This window comes from Parasediminibacterium schistidii (assembly GCF_046546515.1).
Taxonomy (GTDB): domain Bacteria; phylum Bacteroidota; class Bacteroidia; order Chitinophagales; family Chitinophagaceae; genus Parasediminibacterium.
Map to the genome: position 1 here is coordinate 21,237 of NZ_JBKHKJ010000019.1, position 17,481 is coordinate 38,717.

9 protein-coding genes are annotated in these 17,481 nt (G+C 42.4%); 3 read left to right on the forward strand and 6 right to left on the reverse strand.

The genetic code is table 11. The annotated features are described in order from the left end of the window. The first annotated feature begins 253 nt into the window (after window positions 1-253). Window positions 254-2,131 (forward strand): DNA topoisomerase IV subunit B, encoded by a 1,878-nt coding sequence (locus ACHFIY_RS11970; RefSeq protein ID WP_410846334.1) that lies wholly within the window; start codon window positions 254-256, stop codon window positions 2,129-2,131. A gap of 29 nt (window positions 2,132-2,160) precedes the next feature. On the opposite strand, the gene ACHFIY_RS11975 is transcribed toward ACHFIY_RS11970, so the two are convergent. The 6 genes from ACHFIY_RS11975 to ACHFIY_RS12000 form a co-directional block, all read right to left on the reverse strand. After that, complete coding sequence (locus ACHFIY_RS11975) at window positions 2,161-4,896, reverse strand: glycoside hydrolase family 2 protein (protein WP_410846335.1); 2,736 nt, start codon at window positions 4,894-4,896, stop codon at window positions 2,161-2,163. 22 nt (window positions 4,897-4,918) lie between these two features. After that, window positions 4,919-5,923: a family 43 glycosylhydrolase gene (locus tag ACHFIY_RS11980; RefSeq protein WP_410846336.1), complete on the reverse strand. Its 1,005-nt coding sequence runs from the start codon at window positions 5,921-5,923 to the stop codon at window positions 4,919-4,921. 84 nt (window positions 5,924-6,007) lie between these two features. After that, a complete protein-coding gene (locus tag ACHFIY_RS11985) occupies window positions 6,008-7,993 on the reverse strand; it encodes a retaining alpha-galactosidase (protein ID WP_410846337.1) in 1,986 nt (661 codons plus the stop codon). 4 nt (window positions 7,994-7,997) lie between these two features. Then, complete coding sequence (galA, locus tag ACHFIY_RS11990) at window positions 7,998-10,907, reverse strand: beta-galactosidase GalA (RefSeq protein ID WP_410846338.1); 2,910 nt, start codon at window positions 10,905-10,907, stop codon at window positions 7,998-8,000. Between the two features lie 141 nt (window positions 10,908-11,048). Next, on the reverse strand, window positions 11,049-13,088 hold the full coding sequence (locus ACHFIY_RS11995; protein ID WP_410846339.1) for a beta-galactosidase: 2,040 nt from the start codon (window positions 13,086-13,088) through the stop codon (window positions 11,049-11,051). A gap of 194 nt (window positions 13,089-13,282) precedes the next feature. Next, window positions 13,283-15,568 (reverse strand): WD40/YVTN/BNR-like repeat-containing protein, encoded by a 2,286-nt coding sequence (locus tag ACHFIY_RS12000; protein ID WP_410846340.1) that lies wholly within the window; start codon window positions 15,566-15,568, stop codon window positions 13,283-13,285. A gap of 566 nt (window positions 15,569-16,134) precedes the next feature. Here ACHFIY_RS12000 and ACHFIY_RS12005 point away from each other — a divergent pair. Both ACHFIY_RS12005 and ACHFIY_RS12010 read left to right on the forward strand, forming a co-directional pair. After that, window positions 16,135-16,713: a Crp/Fnr family transcriptional regulator gene (locus ACHFIY_RS12005; protein ID WP_410846341.1), complete on the forward strand. Its 579-nt coding sequence runs from the start codon at window positions 16,135-16,137 to the stop codon at window positions 16,711-16,713. An 83-nt stretch (window positions 16,714-16,796) separates the two neighbouring features. Beyond that, window positions 16,797-17,480 (forward strand): DUF8737 domain-containing protein, encoded by a 684-nt coding sequence (locus ACHFIY_RS12010; protein WP_410846342.1) that lies wholly within the window; start codon window positions 16,797-16,799, stop codon window positions 17,478-17,480. Window position 17,481: the final 1 nt, after the last annotated feature.

The window sequence follows — 17,481 nt, forward strand, 5'->3', positions numbered from 1 at the left end:
GCACTGTTCTTTGTGCTTTCTTTGCAGTTAAACCTAGATTTTGCAGTTGAAATCTATTGCAAGCCCCAACTACTTCAAATACAAGTATTTGCTTAAATTTGAGCCTTTCATAACGAAGTCAACTGCAAAATCCGGGTTAAATAATCTTTTAGAAATTAACCTGATTGGGAAAGTTTTTTCGGGAACATTACTAAACAAATGCAGTTTGGATAATCAAGAAATGTTAATTATTAATTATTAATTATAAAGGTCTATGTCAACAGGGAATTATGATGAAAGCGATATTAAAAGCCTCGACTGGCGGGAGCATATCCGCCTGCGGCCGGGTATGTATATCGGGAAGCTGGGTGATGGATCGGCGGCAGATGATGGCATTTATGTATTGATAAAGGAAGTACTAGATAACTGTATTGATGAACACATGATGGGCTATGGCAAGCATATAGACATTATGCTGAAAGATAAGACTGTAAACATACGGGATTATGGGCGTGGCATACCGCTTGGCAAAGTGGTAGATGTGGTAAGCAAAATAAACACTGGTGCAAAGTACGACAGCAAGGCTTTTCAAAAAAGCGTTGGGCTGAATGGCGTAGGTACAAAAGCAGTAAACGCATTGAGCAGTTATTTTAAAGTAACGGCTTACCGGGATGGGAAACAAAAGACTGCCGAATTTGAGCGGGGTATTTTGCTAAAAGAACACCAAGAAGAATTAAGCACAAAGCAGAATGGCACAGAGGTTTCGTTTATTGCCGATGATACCATTTTCAGGAACTATCATTTCCTGCACGAATATATTGACAACCAGTTGTGGAACTACTGTTACTTGAATGCTGGGCTGATTATAGATTTCAACAATAAAAAATACGTCAGCAAAAATGGGCTGCTCGATTTGTTGAAACGCAAAACCCCGGAGGAGGAACTACGCTACCCCATCATCCACCTGAAAGGTGAAGATATAGAAATAGCTATCAGCCACAACAGCGACTATGGCGAAGACTTATTTTCCTTCGTTAATGGCCAGTACACTACCCAGGGCGGCACTCATCAGCAGGCGTTCAGGGAAGCCTATGTAAAAACCATACGTGATTTTTTCAAGAAAGACTATGAAGCGGCAGATATTAGGCAAAGTATTGTTGCAGCGGTAGCCGTGAGGGTGCAGGAACCTGTGTTTGAAAGCCAAACAAAAACCAAGCTCGGCTCACAAAACGTAAGCGAGGGGGGCAAGAGCATGAAAAATTTTATCCAGGAGTTCCTTAGCAAGGAATTGGATAATTTTCTGCATAAAAATCCAATGGTTTCCGATGCGTTGAAAAAAAGGATAGAGCAAAGCGAACGGGAACGAAAGGAATTAAGCGGCATACGAAAACTGGCCAACGAGCGTGCCAAAAAAGCCAACCTGCACAACAAAAAATTGCGTGACTGCAGGATTCATTTTAATGATGAGCCGCCTGTGAAAAACCGGGAAGAATTTTTGGTTACCCAAAGGAACACTACCGTTTTTATTACCGAGGGCGACAGTGCCAGTGGGTCTATTACTAAAGCAAGGAAGGTAGATACACAAGCTGTTTTTAGCCTGCGTGGCAAACCGCTAAACTGCTATGGGCTTACAAAGAAAGTGGTGTATGAAAATGAAGAATTTAACCTGCTGCAACATGCCTTGAATATTGAAGACGGGCTGGAAGGTTTGAGGTTCAATAATATAGTGGTTGCAACCGATGCCGACGTGGATGGGATGCACATACGTTTATTGCTAATGACTTTCTTTTTGCAGTTTTTCCCCGACTTGGTAAAGCGTGGGCATGTGTATATTTTAGAAACGCCATTGTTCAGGGTGAGGAACAAGCAGGAAACCATTTACTGCTACGAGGAAAGTGAAAAGCAAGCCGCCGTGAAAAAACTGGGCAATAAGCCAGAGATTACTAGGTTTAAAGGGTTGGGGGAAATTAGCCCTGGAGAGTTTGAACGTTTTATTACGCATGACATGCGCTTGCAACCTGTGCTGCTTGACCAAGGGGAGCATATACAGCAATTGCTAGAATATTACATGGGCAAAAATACCCCGCAAAGGCAGGATTTTATCATAGACAACCTTAGGATAGAATTGGATTTGGTGGAAGGGGCAGCGTAATTTTTTTGGTTGCAACCAACTGTCAATTATCAATTCCCAAAATCAAACAATAGCGTACCCTTGAATGGGGTTTGCATGGGTGGGTTGCGCTGGCTTTGTGGGCCCATTACTTTGGGGTCGTTAAACTTGGTGCCGATGGGGCTGATAGCGTTAAAGAAACCAATGGTGTTGCCAGGAAAGGGAGGGGAAGTAAAATTGTTGGTGGCGGCTTTCGGTTTCAAGGGCTGCAACATTTGGAAATACAGGTTTTCATTTTTTGTATATACGGTAAAGTCCTGCTGGCTGTTCTGCACGGTTACCCAATACACATTGGAATGCCAGCCTTTGAACTCTGGGTAATCCCATGATTGCCCAGTAACCGTATTGTTATATGCTTTTTGCCAAACGCCTAGTTCAGGGCCCTGCAAACGGTTTTTCCAAACATGGTATGGCCCACGTCCTAACCAAGTCATACCTTTTATTTTTTCTTCGGGGTAATTGAAAGTGATGCCTGTATAATCTGTTTCTTTATCAATGAAATATTGGTAATCCAACTGCGGCAATTTGCCTTCCCGGAAAGTCCACTTTACTGTATAATGGTTGGAATCGGCATATATTGGTTCTACCACAAAAATTTCCCCTTCCTTATATGATTTGAATGCCACTAGCGACAAGGTAACGCCTGCCACTGATGGACCATCTGTAAGGGAAATATTACCTTTGCCCGTCTTTACTTTTTGAAGGAAGCCTGTTTTTTTATCAAAGGTGTAAGTAACACCATTGCTGGCAACTTCCAATATATTTTCCTTATCCGTGGTAGAGGTAGCTGCCAATTGCATGCTTACAACATCTGGCATTTGCTGGGGCGTATGGATAGCCCAACTCCAAGTAAAAACTTCTTTTTTATTGGCATCGTAAGCCGTGAGGTACAGGGCATCGGCATTGTTTATTTCGTTTCCAGTATTGATAATCAATGTACCCTTTTCATTAGGTGCCAAGGAAATGGGTGCAGCCCCACCTTTACCAACAACCGTCACAATATCCTTGGCATCGGTTGGCAGCTTTACCAGTTTCCATTTAAAGGTACATTGATCAAGGTTGGTATAGAGGTAATGGTTTTCTATAGCGAGGCTACCGTCAAAATTATGAGGCAATATTTTGGTGGTAATTTGTATAGGGCTCCATATTTGCTTGATGGTATAAAAACTCCCCTCCTTTTCACGATGAGGGCCGAGGATACCATCAGGTGCTTGGTTGCCAGCCACGTCTATCGCATTGTCTTTGTCCCCACGCACAATGCCCTCATCATGGAAACTCCATAGGAAACCACCGGCTGCGGCAGGGTGCTTCATCATAGCTGTCCAGAAATCTTCCAACGCTGCGCCATGGCCTCCATCAAAAAGGCCATGCATAAATTCGGTTGGGAAGAAAACATCTTTTTCCTTTGCCACTTCGTTCAATACATATTTATAGTCTGGGTAATGTTTGGTATTGGTGCCATTGAACCTTTCCCAAGGATGGATGACCAATCTTTTTTGGGGATCATACAATTGGTAGTCATTGTCCAAACCCCTGTTCCAGCCACCCTCGTTGCCATTGTCCCAAATAACAATGCAGGGGTGGTTTACATCCCTTACCACCAGTTCTTTTACCAATTTCCTGCCTACAGTAGTGTCATAAGAAGCCTGCCAGCCCGTTAGTTCATCCAACACAAACAAGCCAATGGAATCGCACAAATCCAAAAACTCCTTATCAGGCGGGTAATGGCTCATGCGTACTGCGTTCATGTTCATTTCCTTAATTAAGCCAATATCTAGCAAATGGATGTCACGACTCAATGTCCGGCCAGTTTCCGGCCATTCGCTGTGGCGGTCAACACCCTTGAATATTACTTTTACACCGTTTACATAAAACCCATCATGCAATCGTAACTCAGCCGTGCGAAAGCCAAAGCGTTTTTTTATGGTGTGGATGGCTTTGCCATTTTCTTTTATGGAAATGATGGCATTGTATAAATTGGGTTGCTCCGGGTTCCAGGTTTTGATGCTGTTAAAATGATGGGATAAAAGCGTGCTGTCATTTGCTTTCAGCGAGAAAGGTTTCTCTACCAATGTACCATTTAATGTTTCTACCTGTGCTTCTATTGTTTGTTTGCTTTTAGTATTATCTGCAAATACATTTATATTGAAATCGCCATTTGCTTTTGCATCAATAGCTACCCTTTCTATATGTGTTTGAGGTACTATTTCCAAATACACTGGCCTGAAAATACCCCCGAACAACCAAAAATCAGCTTTACGTTCTGCCCTGTTTATTGATTCGTTGGCAGAATGCCTGCTAACGGTTACTTCCAGCAGGTTCTCTTTGCTAAAGCTCACGAAATCTGTAATGTCATACTTAAATTCATAAAACCCACCTTGGTGCAAAGCACCTGCGGACTTACCATTTATCTTAACCTCCGTGTCTGTCATAGATGCTTCAAATACAATGATTATTCTTTTGTCTTTATTTGCAGGCGATAACTTGAACTTGTATTTATAAAAGCCTTGCTCCGGGTCGTTGTTGTCTTTGTAATACTCATAACTGCCAAACCCTTGCATATCCCAGTTTGAAGGTACGGGGATGGTTGTCCAATGGTTGCTGTTTCGTCCTTTGTTACACATGAAATCCCAGTTTACTGTGTGGTCTTTGTCTGTGCCAGATAGGTATTGGACAATGGTTTGCTGAGCATCTAATGCAGGGAGCAAGGCAAGGAGTAAGGCGGTGATTAGGAATGTATGTTTCATTCAATTTCTATTAAATATAGTTTTACATTTTTTGTTTCATCAAAGGTAATAAAACCTTTAACCCAGCATTTTTAGGATTTACAACATTCAAATCCCCCTCTTTATTGAAAGTCAATTCATCTATGCAAATTTCCCTCAATAAATCTTTTGATTTCGTTTCCGCAATGCGGTGGTAAATAATAAAATACTTGCCTTTGTATTGCAATATGGTGTGGTGGCCGGGGCCTATTACATTCAATGCGGTATCAGTTGACAAAACAGGGCTATGCTTACCTTCTACCCATGGGCCAGTAGGGCTGCTGGATGTGGAATAGCGGATTTTATAAGTACTGTCTATACATTTCCCTTGTGAATACATCAGAAAATAAGTACCCTTATGCTTTAGCATATAGGGGGCTTCAAAATAATTAGGAGGGGTAATGTCCTTGGGTGTATTGGTAAACGCATCCATTTGTTGGTTTAGTTTGCCCACAAAACAATGCCCATTTTTCCACTCCCAACCAGAACCCCAGTAGAGGTATGCTTGTCCGTTATCATCCAAATATGCTTCTGCATCTATGGTATGCACGTTGATAGCAACTTGTGTTTTCACAAATGGGCTACCATCTTTTTTTACGTTTTGCCAAGGGCCTTCGGGCTTGTCGCTTACGCCAGCATATACCTCGCTGCCTACAGCCACGAACATATGGAACCTTCCATCCTTGCCTTTTATTACACTTGGCGCCCAAACCATGTTGGTAGTTGATTCTGGGCTTTTGCACAAAGCTTTGGTAGGCCAGTTCAATGGCTTGCGTTCCCATTTTTTAAAATCACTCGTTACCCACAAGGCCAGGCTATCCCCACCCCAAGGATCAATAGTGGCATAGATGTAGAATTTATTGTTATATACAATAATGGTTGGGTCGGCAAAATAACCGGGGATTAGGGGAACAGGATTGCCATCAGGTTTTGCTTTTTGCTTTTGGGCAATGGCATTAAGGGTTATTGCAAGCAATATGAGAAGCAAATATTTTTGAATAGATTTCATTTTGAATGATTTTTAAGCGTTTCTTTATTCAGATCACAAAACCATTAGAGTGAACCACTCCTGAAGAGTTGCTCACTCAATTTGTTATTTCTTATACACCCTTGCCGCCCAGCCGCCGCCATTAGATAAATGCACTTTTACTTTATCGCCTGCGGCAACCTTTAGTATGTATTTTTTATAATCTGTTGCATCCCTGTCGGCATTGATGCCGTCTTTAAATATTTCTGCCTCGTAGTTGCCTGCTCCAAGGAAAGAAAAATCTATTTCAATATCCCGCTCTTGCCAATTGCCCATGGCACCTACAAACCATGTATCACCTTTACGCCTTGCGATGGCTATATATTCGCCCACATTGCCGCCTAACGCTACTGTCGCATCAAAAACAGTAGGCACTTTGGCTATAAAATTGGTGCATTCCTGTTCTTTTTTATATACCGTGGGGTTGTCTGCCAGCATTTGAAGCGGCGCTTCAAACACTACATACATGGCAAGTTGGTGGCAGCGTGTACCTTGCGCCATGGGCATAGCTCCATCAGGGCGAAAGGCAGATTTGGTGGCATTGCGCATAGCACCGGGTGTATAATCCATCGGGCCAGCCATCATACGGATATAGGGGAGTGTAACATCGTATAAAGGCACATTGTCATTTGGTGTCCACTTTTCGTTTTCCATGCCTTTTACCCCCTCAAAATTCAGCACATTGGGATATGTCTTTTGCAAGCCCGTTGGTTTGTACATGCCATGGTAATCAACTACCAACTTATAATCAGCCGCTTTTTGGGCAATAGTATACAGGGAGGAAACCATTTTCTGGTCATCCCTATCCATAAAGTCAATCTTAAAACCCTTAATGCCCATGGCCGAATATTTAACCAAAGCCGCATCCAACTTGCTATTCAACCCATACCATGTTGCCCATAGTATAATGCCCACGTTCTTTTTCTTGCCGTAATCAATCAGTTCCTGCAAGGCAATGACGGGTTTTATTTGGAGGATGTCTCCTTTTTCGCTCCAGCCTTCGTCCAACACAATATATTCCAACTTATTAGCTGCCGCGAAATCAATATAGTATTTATAAGTAGGTGTGTTGATGCCTGCACGGAAATCTACATGGGTAATGTTCCAGTCGTTCCACCAATCCCAGGCTACTTTGCCGGGTTTAATCCAAGATACATCAGCAATCCTTGAGGGAGCAGATAGTTTTTGCACCATGTCGTTATTGGCGAGTTCCTTGTCCGTTTCACTGATAACGATTGCCCGCCATGGGAAATTGCGTGTGCCGCTTACCTTAGCAATAAAGGCTGCCCTTTTCCTTACCATATAATTCATCATTTCAAAACCGCCCAATTGTTCTTCAAGAGCATATTTTGCATATACCCCATTAAAACCTTTTTTAGATTCATTTTGGGTAATGAACATGCCTGGGTAATCTTCCAAATCGGCTTCCAGTATCACTGCCTTTTTATTGTTTCCATAATTGATTAAGGAAGGCAGGAAAGCAAGCGAATCCTTTACAAACTGGGAAATATGAATATCGTCGTACATCGCTTCAAAAGCCATAGAGAAAGGGTCATGGTCACGTAAATCCCGCACATACGGAATTAATACCTTATAGTCTTTGTCCAAGTTAAAATTGGCTTCTTCATTTTTAACGATGAAACTGTCTTTCTTACTGGTAAAAAAGCGGTATGCCACGCCATCATCATAAGCCCTAAAAACAAGTCCGTACCCACCTTTGCATGTTAACATCAATTGATTGGCATTGTTTTTTACCGAATCTTTTTTATAATTGATGGCTTTGAAGGTTTCATTGATTGTAGTGGTTTTAGCAGATATTATTACTGCATTGTCGCCCAACACCTCACCCCCTTCTAATTGAAGGGCAATGGTTGAAGGGGCAATAATGGTATCTAATTGGTGGTTTATGCCCCAGCTTGTTTTTTTGCCTACGGCAATATTTAATACCACTTTGCCATTTGGTGATTTGACCACAAAAGTTTTGGGTGGTTTTTGGGCTATTGTGTTGGTTGTAATACCAAATAAGAGCATCACTATTATATTCTTTCTCATATACTTATTCCGCAATGGCGGGTCTTTTTACGGATGGTTGTGCAGTAATTTTTATGCTTGCTTGCTTTAGCCCATTGGCATTAGCCGTTAAGACAATAACCCCAGCTTCTCCAGTAGATTGTACAATTACCTGTGCCAACCCATTGAATAAATTCCTTTTGTATTGGGCGGCAGGATATATGATTTGGAAAACCCCAGCATCCATGTTGGGTGTATGCCATTGGTTTTTCCTGATTAATGGTGATCCTACAATAGCTATTACATTCTTGCCGGGATGCAACTTGCTTTTGTCGATGGCGAATAATTTTTTGCCTACGGCAAACTGGTTGCTACCATTTTCTTGTTTGATGTTGGCAGCAAGTAACTTCCCATTTATATAAATAGACTGTTCCGTGCCGATACATTTATACAATAGGGTAACAGTGGCATCGGCCATGCTATCCGGCATGGTAAATATGCCACGGTAAACCAGTGCAGTATTGGTTTTGGCAAAAGCCTCATCACGTATGTCTTTAAAGGCATTGCCCCATTTATTATCATCATAACCAACAGCAGTTTCAGGGCGGTTAACTAGGCCATCAACTATTTTTTCTTTCAGGTTTTCTATGGGTGCTACTTGAACAGTCTCCACATATTTCTCTACTTCTAAGGAGGTAGGATCGCTATTGCCAACACCAATAATTTTGCCCGGCCCTTCTATAGAAAACGTGATATTATTTCCCGCAGTAGGTACATGCAAATTATTTTTATCCAATGCGTCAACAGTCAGTACTGCAATATCTTCCTTATCTGCATTAATGGCCGTTTTATCTGCGGCAAGTTGAATGGAAACTGCATCCCCAGTGGTTTGTACTTTGTCTTCCAATATCTTTTTGCCACCTTTATAGCCAATGGCCAAGAGGGTTCCCTGTTGGTATTTCACCTTCCATTCCAAGTGCGAATTGAGGGGCATTGCTTTTTTGCCAAGGCTTTTTTTATTGAGGAACAATTCTACTTCATCGCAATTGCTGTAAGCCCACACGGCTATCTCCTGCCCTTCCTTGCCTGCCCAGTTCCAATGCGGCAGTATATGCAAGGCAGGTTTATCGCCCCACCATGCTTTTAAGTAATAAGCATCGTCTTTCGGGAAACCGCAATAATCCAGCATCCCAAATAAGGAAACGTTGGAAGGCCAATCGAATGGCGAAGGCTCTCCACGGTAATCAAAGCCTGTCCAGATGAACATACCTGCCAGGTAGTCTCTTTGGGCATAATGTTTCCATCCCCGCTCTATGCTATAGGAGTCTTTATTCTGAGCCGTATCATAAGCTGCCCTATAATGTTGTTTATTATCGTCCATATATTCCCCACGGGTTGCAACGGTGGCCCCTTCCTCTGTACCCCACAATGCCTGTTGAGGAAATAGCTGGTGTTGCTTATCGGTATTTTTATTCGCTATATAATTGATACCCAATAAATCCATAACTGTCGTAATGCCTTGGCTGCCTATACCGCCACTAAAGGCCGCAGTAGCAGGCCTTGTGCTATCAATTGTTTTTACATACGCTTGCATGGTTGAAGCTACCCTTGCACCCATCGGGCTATTTTCAATTCCCCATTCCTCATTGCCAATACTCCAACTAATTACAGATGGATGGTTCCTATCGCGTAGTATCATGTTTTTTAGCTCGCCAAAATGATATTGCGTGATGCCCATCAATCGGTTTTCTACTATAACAACCATCCCCAGTTTATCGCAGGCTTCCAATAATGCCGGGGTTGGCGGATTGTGCGAGCAACGTAACGCATTGCTTCCGATAGCCTTTAAAGAAGCAATGCGGTAATACTGCAAAGCATCCGGCATAGCAGCACCCACGCCAGCATGATCTTGGTGGTTATTCGTACCTTTTATTTTCACATGCTTGCCATTGAGGAAAAAGCCATGGTCGGCATCAAATTTTATCGTGCGTATGCCAAAAGTGGTAGTGTAGGTATCCAATACCTTATCCCCATCTTTTATATTGGTTACCAGTTTGTGCAAATATGGGTTTTCAATATCCCAAAGCATGGGATTTTGCAATTGGCTAGTAGTTGAAAAATCTTTTTCTTCAAATGGTTTTAAAGACAACTGTTGCAATGAAGCAGTTGCCAAAGCCTTGCCTGCGGCATCAACAATGGTTTGTTGAATATTGAATATTTTTGCTGTTTTGTTATCGTTTCGCACCGTTACGTTTGCCGTAATTGCTGCCTCGCGCCCATTTACCTGTGCTGTTACAAATGTGCCATTGGCAGGGATATGCACTGGATTGGTTTTGTTTAACCACACATGGCGGTAAATACCTGCCCCTTCGTAAAACCACCCTTCTTCCAGGGTTACATCTGCCCGAACTGCCACTACATTGTCCCCACCATAATTCAGGTAGTCCGTTATATCATACTCAAAACTTGAATAGCCGCTTATCTCCGTGCCTAAATAATGCCCATTTACCCAAACAATGCTATTCCTGAAAACCCCATCAAAAGCAATATGTACACGCCTGCCCAAATCGCTTGCCAGGATGGCAAAAGTTTTCCTATACCAGCCCACGCTTGCCTCTGGGAAGTTCCGCCCGATGGCTTTATAGCCGTGGCTGTTTGTGCCTTTGGGGCTAAAGCCCTGCTCCACCGCCCAGTCGTGCGGTAAATCCAGCTTGCGCCAAGCCCTGTCGTCAAAATCCTCGGCGGCAGCCCCATCCCCATAACCCGCTTTGGCCATGTAAGAAAAAACACTTGTGCCATTATTAAAATCTTTTTTGGTATCGTAGGCATGCCCCAATGCAAAACGCCAGCCAGCATCCATTAGGAGGTGTTCCCGTGCTTGTGTAGGTTGTTGGGCATGGGCAATTATTGTGCAAAACAACATTATTGCTAACAAGCTATTTTTTATCAATCTCATAGTCTTTTATATTCTGATTTTTTGCAAGAAGGCGTTATTTTGTACGCTTAGATTCTCATGCGTTATAATGACTGCCTATAGTTCATGTAGAGACGTTGCATGCAACGTCTCTACAAATGGCAGTAGCCGCAAGGGCTGCCCCTACCTCACTTCTATAAACTCCGGTTCATACGGGGCTATGGTAAACTTATCAGTATAATCTTTATCGTGCAATATGCTTCTCAAGCTGCCTTTTACCTCTATTTCTTTTGTTTCACCGCTTGTATTCATATACAAAAAGTGGTTGCCGTCTATCTGCCTTGCCAATACATTTTGCGGCACATCTGGGCCTTTTTTAATGGATAATGCTGTAATCAATTCATCAATAATGGGGTTCATCACCTCCCCTTTTGCTGGCAAACCAATATAGATAGCACGCCCTTTGCCATAATTATTGGAGGTGATAATGGGATAATCCTTATCCAAGCTGGTAATGCTGCCTAATACCTGCGCACCCTTCGGTTCAATCACATCAAAACGGCTGGACTGGCTTTCTATCTTTTTGCCTTTATACTCCAAGCGTATTTTTTTGCCTTTCAAAGTATCTCTGCCCACTTCATTCAGGGCTTCTGGTTCTTCAAAACTGGCAATGCGGATGCCGAACACATCGCTTAGCCTGCCCGGGCGTGTGCTGGTAAACACTTGGCTATGCTCATCTACCACAGCGGAATTACTGGTCATAATTACGGTGCCTCCATTGTTGATGTATTCCCTTAGTTTACTGGCAGTGGCTTCGTCCATCACGGCTACGCCGGGAACAATCAATAATTTATAATTGCTTAGGGTATTACTCCGGCTTATTTCCACCACTTTGGTATCCATGTTCCTGAAATAGAAGGAACTGAAACAATTTTGGAGTTGGTCGTCATGCAATTCCGGGAAAGACGAACTGGCTATCTGGCTTGAGAAGGAGAATGCAAGCCCTATTTCAGGGTTTGGCTTGTAGGGGAAAAACTTTTCTATCTTTTTAAATTCAGTTGCTATCTTTTTGTACTCATCATATTTTCGGTTGGGTATGCCGTCCCAGTCGGTCATGCCTTCGGTAAATTGCTCCTCGCCGCCGTACATTGTTTGCCATGTCCACCCACAAACCATTTGGTTACCATACATCAACGAGGCGTACGCCGACTTACGCATGGAACCCGGCGTAGCTGTAAACGTGGTAAATTCCGTGCACCAGAACGGTGTTGTATTTTCAAACTGTATCCGTTGTATGCCAAACAAGGCATGTAGCAATCCCCAACTCGTATTCAACGAATTGCCGGGATAAAAACCATTGCCACCCCTTGTAATTTTGCCTGTATAAGCCGTTTTTGAATAATCAAAATATTTCATGCCGCTGTAGTACCACATATTGGTGGTGGTTAAGGCGTTGGGGGCATTGGCTTTTACTTTATCGCATAGTTTTACCAGCATTCCATTTACTTCATCAGACACAAACAACCTAAAATCCAGCACCCTTTCCGGTGCGCCTGTAATATTGCCAGAAACAGGGAAACCAACTTCGTCAAACTGATTAATCCGCCTACTCCAGCGTTGCGAAGCCCATGCTTTGTTTAAATTGTCAGTGGTCTTGTATTTTTTTTGCAGCCATGCAATAAACCTTTTCCTAGCCGTTTCTGAATAAGAAATCTGCCCGTCTCCCGGCTCATTGTCTATGCCAAAAGCCAATAAAGCAGGGTGCTTGCCAAAATGCTTGGTCAATGTATCTGCATAACGCAAGGCATATTTCTGGTAATTGGCATCGCCAATATCTTCTGCATAGCGGTGGTTGGGGTAAATGAGGTTGCCACTTGGGTCAGTATTGCTTATGGATGGAAATTTGTGGTGCAGCCAGATTGGGGCAGGGCGGACGGCAATATCTAGTATTACTTTTATGCCTGCATCATCCATCATGTTCATCACCGTATCAAACCATTTAAAATCGAATTTGCCTTCGAATGGCTCATAACTATCCCAAGCTAGATGCCCCATGCGCACTACTTTAAAGCCAGCATCTTTCATCAACCCAATGTCATGCTTGTATTTAGCCACATCTTTTGCATCGTGGGGGTGGTAATTGGTACCTACATAGAGTTCCTGTGCTTTCACTGCAAAGCATAGTGAAAATAAAGAAATAAGGAGAAGCAGTATTTTATTCATTGTTATTTGTGATTAAATGATTGGCATGATACCCATAATAATGCAACGCAAAACCTAATCGGATGCCCACCACGAGTTTCACCCTTGGCTACTGTTGTTAACCCTTTCAAGGTTTTTAGCTAGATCCGCTATTTAAGTCTTTATTTTTTTTTGCTTCTGCTTTGTGCCGCTTCGTGCCTTAGTAGCAGCTTGCCTTATTTCACCATATCCGCATAAGAAATGCCCCTGCCCACGGTGCTCATATATACCCGGCCATAAATATTCATGTCGCCCATTACAAATTGGCCATTGCCAGTGCCGCCGTATTGGTGGGCGTTATCGTTTACCCTTATCCATGTTTTGCCTTCATCGCTCGACATAAACACGCCTTCTACCCCATTCACCACCCCCCAGATAAATATGCTGGGGTAAGCACCGCCCGGCGCAGCCATGCCGATGCCCACAGATGAGCAACTACTAACACCCTTGATTGTTTTAAAACTGCTGCCCGAATTGGTGGAACGCATCAAGCCTTCGCCATTGGCAGCTACCCAAATATGGCCTTCTTTACCCGGCACCACCCTTATAATCCTAGAAGCACCGGGGCCAATATTGGTCGCTTCCTTAAACGTTAGGCCACCATCGTTGCTTGCAAAGAAATTTCCATCATCAGTGTTATATACATAAATTTTATTGTCGTTTACCAAATCTGCCACGGGGCGGGCATTGGGCATATCAAGCCCTACGCAGGGCATCCAATTTGCGCCTCTGTCAACTGTTCTGTAAGTGGTATTCATCCAGTTTGGTGAATAAATAAAAGCTGTGCCACTGGCAGTTACCGTTACTTTTCCCTGATAGCCCGGCACGGAAGGGAACCAACCCCAAGATTTGCCTTGGTCGAGGGTGTACATCAAATTGCCACCAAGCCTTATCATTACATTTGGGTTAGTGCCTGCATAAGAAATGACATGCGTTGTACCCATGCGTGGGTTGTGTATGGGTGCATATTTGGTTACATCGCTATGTATAAAACCATCGTAATCGCTGATAACAGATACCAACGGCCCACCGGGAATACTTACCAAATCGTTCGGCACAGTTTCTTCTATACCCGTGGAACTAAATTTAAACAGTGGCACAGGTGCAGTAACATCACTGCAAGAAAAAATGCCTTGCCCAGAGGTTAACCATATTTTGTTGGTATTAAAGGGGTCAAACTCTACGCAGCCTACCCAGTGCATATTGGTGCCATTTACCCATGTAACGCCATTTTCATCAAAATCCATCCCTTTTGAAATAGGGTCAGTCCAAGTAGCGCCTCCATCTTGTGTAAACAAAATCCTATCGCCAAAAACATCTTTGCCGTTGGCTGCTTTATATTGTTTGATATAGGTGTTAATGGTGGACACTACCAAGCGTTGCTCATTGGTTGGGTCTATACATATACCGCCGAATGGCTTGCTAAAATTGGGCGGCGTAATTTCTTTCAGTTCCATTGTGGCCGTGTTCAATTTCCATATACCGCCCTTGTTCATGGGTTCGTTTACTTCTTTGTACGGGCTAGGTCCTGCACCGTTTGCATACGTCAGGTACAGGCCGCCTTCGCTGGTTAATACCCCACGCTGCGGCATAAATTCCCCCGGGCTGCCAGCAACTGCCGAAAAGCTATTGCCGCCATCCTTGCTTACAAATAGGTTTTTGTCCCCGGCGCGGGATATGCCCACATAAATGGTTTGCGAAGCCGTGCCTTTTGTGCCGCTTTTTGGGTCGATGGTTACAAAACTTACCCCGTTTTTATTGGGGGTAGTCGTAACATCCAAGCACTTTAATCTTTTCCATGTTACGCCCCTGTCGGTGCTTTTAAACAACCCGTTTTCCCTAGTACCGCAATAGAGTATGTCTGAATTATTAGGATCTACCTGCAATTTCTCGCCGTTCTGCCGCCCCATGCCGTTGCCATGGGCTTTAAACAGGTTTGTTACAATGTTGATGGTGAATGTTTTGCCATAATCGGAGGAAGAAAGGATGGCCGTTTTGCCCCCGTTGAAATAATTAGTACCCACCAGCATATACAGCCTGTTGGGTGCTTGCGGGTCTATAGCCAATGATTCTACACCCAAGTAGCCCGTTTCTTTGTTAGATACCCAGTCCAGCAACTGGTTCCAGGAAGCGGTAGTGCTATCCCATTTGTAGGCACCACCCACATCGGTACGGGCATACATCAAGTTGCGCTCTGTTTTATTGGTAATGATAGACGATACAAAACCGCCACCCCCCATGGCCACGCTGCCCCACTTGAATGTTTGCGCATTAGCCACAAACGCAAAAAGCAAAATGGCTACTAGCCATACCGTTTTAACAGGTGTAAGCCGTATTTGTATTTGTTGTTGTTTAATACTTTGTACCCTAACAGGTATCAATGGCAACCGGGCATATCGGCTTGCGCTCAACAGGGATGTGGCATCCATAAATTTCCTAAGCAATCGTTCTATTTTCTGCATCGTTTAAATATGGCGGTAAAATTATTTATAACCGCCCTATTGCAACATGCTTTATTGTTAACGAATAGAGGCTTGAATGTAAACGGGAGTTTCATTTGCTTATCCTGTAAACCTCATTTATCTGTTTAGATGCAATATGCTTGTTAATATGACACTTATTACGCTGAACAGTTGGGGGTGTTCCCAATCATTTGGAGCACACTGTGAACGGTTAGCAGCGTAGTGCGAACAATTGGCAGCGTGCTACTGACTGCTGGCAGTGTTCCCCAACGATTGGAAGCGTACTGCGAACGGTTGGCAGCTGGCAGCGAGCGATTGGAGAAATGCTGCCAACTGTTAGGAAACGCTGCGGATTATTGGAAGCGTGCTTCGAATGAGTGGGGAAAGAGTGCGGGTGATTGGCAGCAATTGCCAGATATAAAAATAATAAGGCACAGATATTTAAAACATGCTGCAATACACTTATTTTTGGAGGGAGTGACGCAATGTAAAAGGAGGTGTGCTTATTTAATAGTTAGCAGTAAGCATAGCGTACACCACCAGCAGTACAAAACCTTGACAGTAAAATGGACAAAGAGTTACTTACAACATTTATTCAAAACCACATACCAGCATCAAGGGAAACGCTTTTAAAAATTGCAGCACAATTTGAAGAAAAAGACTTTTCAAAAAATGACTACTTTCTTAAAGAAGGCAAAATTAGCAACTATCTATTTTTAGCAGAGGGCTTTATGCGTGCCTTTACTTTTGACACAAACGGCAATGAGGTAACAACGTATTTTTATCAAAAAAACAGGGTTGTTTTTGAAGCCTCTTCCTTCTTTATGCGTACCATTTCTACAGAAAACATACAGGCAGTTACAGATTGTAAGGGCTACTTCACAAACTTTGAAAAGCTAAATATCCTTTTTCATTCCACACCTGAATTTAGAGAGTTTGGTAGGTTGATGTTAGTGAAAGAATTTGCTGCTTACAAACAGCGAACTTTGGCAATGATAAATAAAAGTGCAGAAGAACGCTATGCAGATTTGATAAATAGCAACAAAGAAATTTTTCAATACGCACAGCTCAAACACATAGCTTCCTACCTTGGAATGACAGATACATCTTTGAGTAGAATTAGAAAAGAATTTTCAAAAAAATAATCTTCTTGCAATTTCTTGCCATTTGGCAAGTGGTTACAAATTTCTTCTTTCGTCCTTTGCATAGTAATAAAACATATAACGCAATGGACAATTTACCATTTTACATCTACTTTGTTTTTGGACTAACGCTTTTGCTAGCCGTATTACTTTTTTATAAAGCAACAAAATTATCAAAGGTTTTTTTAATAACCATCTCTGTTTGGATTGTGCTTCAAAGCATTCTTAGCCAATCAGGCTTTTACAGGAGCACCAACAAATTTCCACCGAGATTGCCATTTCTTTTGCTACCTCCAATTATTTTAATCACAACCCTATTTAATACAAAAAAGGGAAAGTATTTTATTGATAGCTTAAATATTAAAATCCTTAGCATTTTTCATATCATAAGAATCCCTGTAGAATTGGTTTTGTTTTGGTTGTTTATGTATAAGTCAGTTCCACAATTAATGACATTTGAAGGACGAAATTTTGATATTTTTTCAGGGTTATCAGCACCTTTTATTTATTATTTTGGCTTTTCTAAAAATAAATTAAGCAATAAAACCCTTGTAGGTTGGAATTTCATTTGTCTGGCATTAGTAATTAATATAGCCATCAATGGCATATTATCAGCAACAACTACTTTTCAACAATTTGCATTTGAGCAACCAAATATTGCAATACAATATTTTCCTTTTGCATTACTGCCATCAGTAATTGTGCCTTTGGTTATTTTTTCACATTTAGTATCTATCAGGCAACTTCTATCAATCAAAATATTAAAATAAA

What these genes read in the sequence shown, in the direction of transcription:
- ACHFIY_RS11970 (WP_410846334.1), top strand. Translation starts at nt 254, where the DNA reads ATGTCAACAGGGAATTATGATGAAAGCGATATTAAAAGCCTCGACTGG.
- ACHFIY_RS11975 (WP_410846335.1), bottom strand. Translation starts at nt 4,896, where the DNA reads ATGAAACATACATTCCTAATCACCGCCTTACTCCTTGCCTTGCTCCCT.
- ACHFIY_RS11980 (WP_410846336.1), bottom strand. Translation starts at nt 5,923, where the DNA reads ATGAAATCTATTCAAAAATATTTGCTTCTCATATTGCTTGCAATAACC.
- ACHFIY_RS11985 (WP_410846337.1), bottom strand. Translation starts at nt 7,993, where the DNA reads ATGAGAAAGAATATAATAGTGATGCTCTTATTTGGTATTACAACCAAC.
- galA (WP_410846338.1), bottom strand. Translation starts at nt 10,907, where the DNA reads ATGAGATTGATAAAAAATAGCTTGTTAGCAATAATGTTGTTTTGCACA.
- ACHFIY_RS11995 (WP_410846339.1), bottom strand. Translation starts at nt 13,088, where the DNA reads ATGAATAAAATACTGCTTCTCCTTATTTCTTTATTTTCACTATGCTTT.
- ACHFIY_RS12000 (WP_410846340.1), bottom strand. Translation starts at nt 15,568, where the DNA reads ATGCAGAAAATAGAACGATTGCTTAGGAAATTTATGGATGCCACATCC.
- ACHFIY_RS12005 (WP_410846341.1), top strand. Translation starts at nt 16,135, where the DNA reads ATGGACAAAGAGTTACTTACAACATTTATTCAAAACCACATACCAGCA.
- ACHFIY_RS12010 (WP_410846342.1), top strand. Translation starts at nt 16,797, where the DNA reads ATGGACAATTTACCATTTTACATCTACTTTGTTTTTGGACTAACGCTT.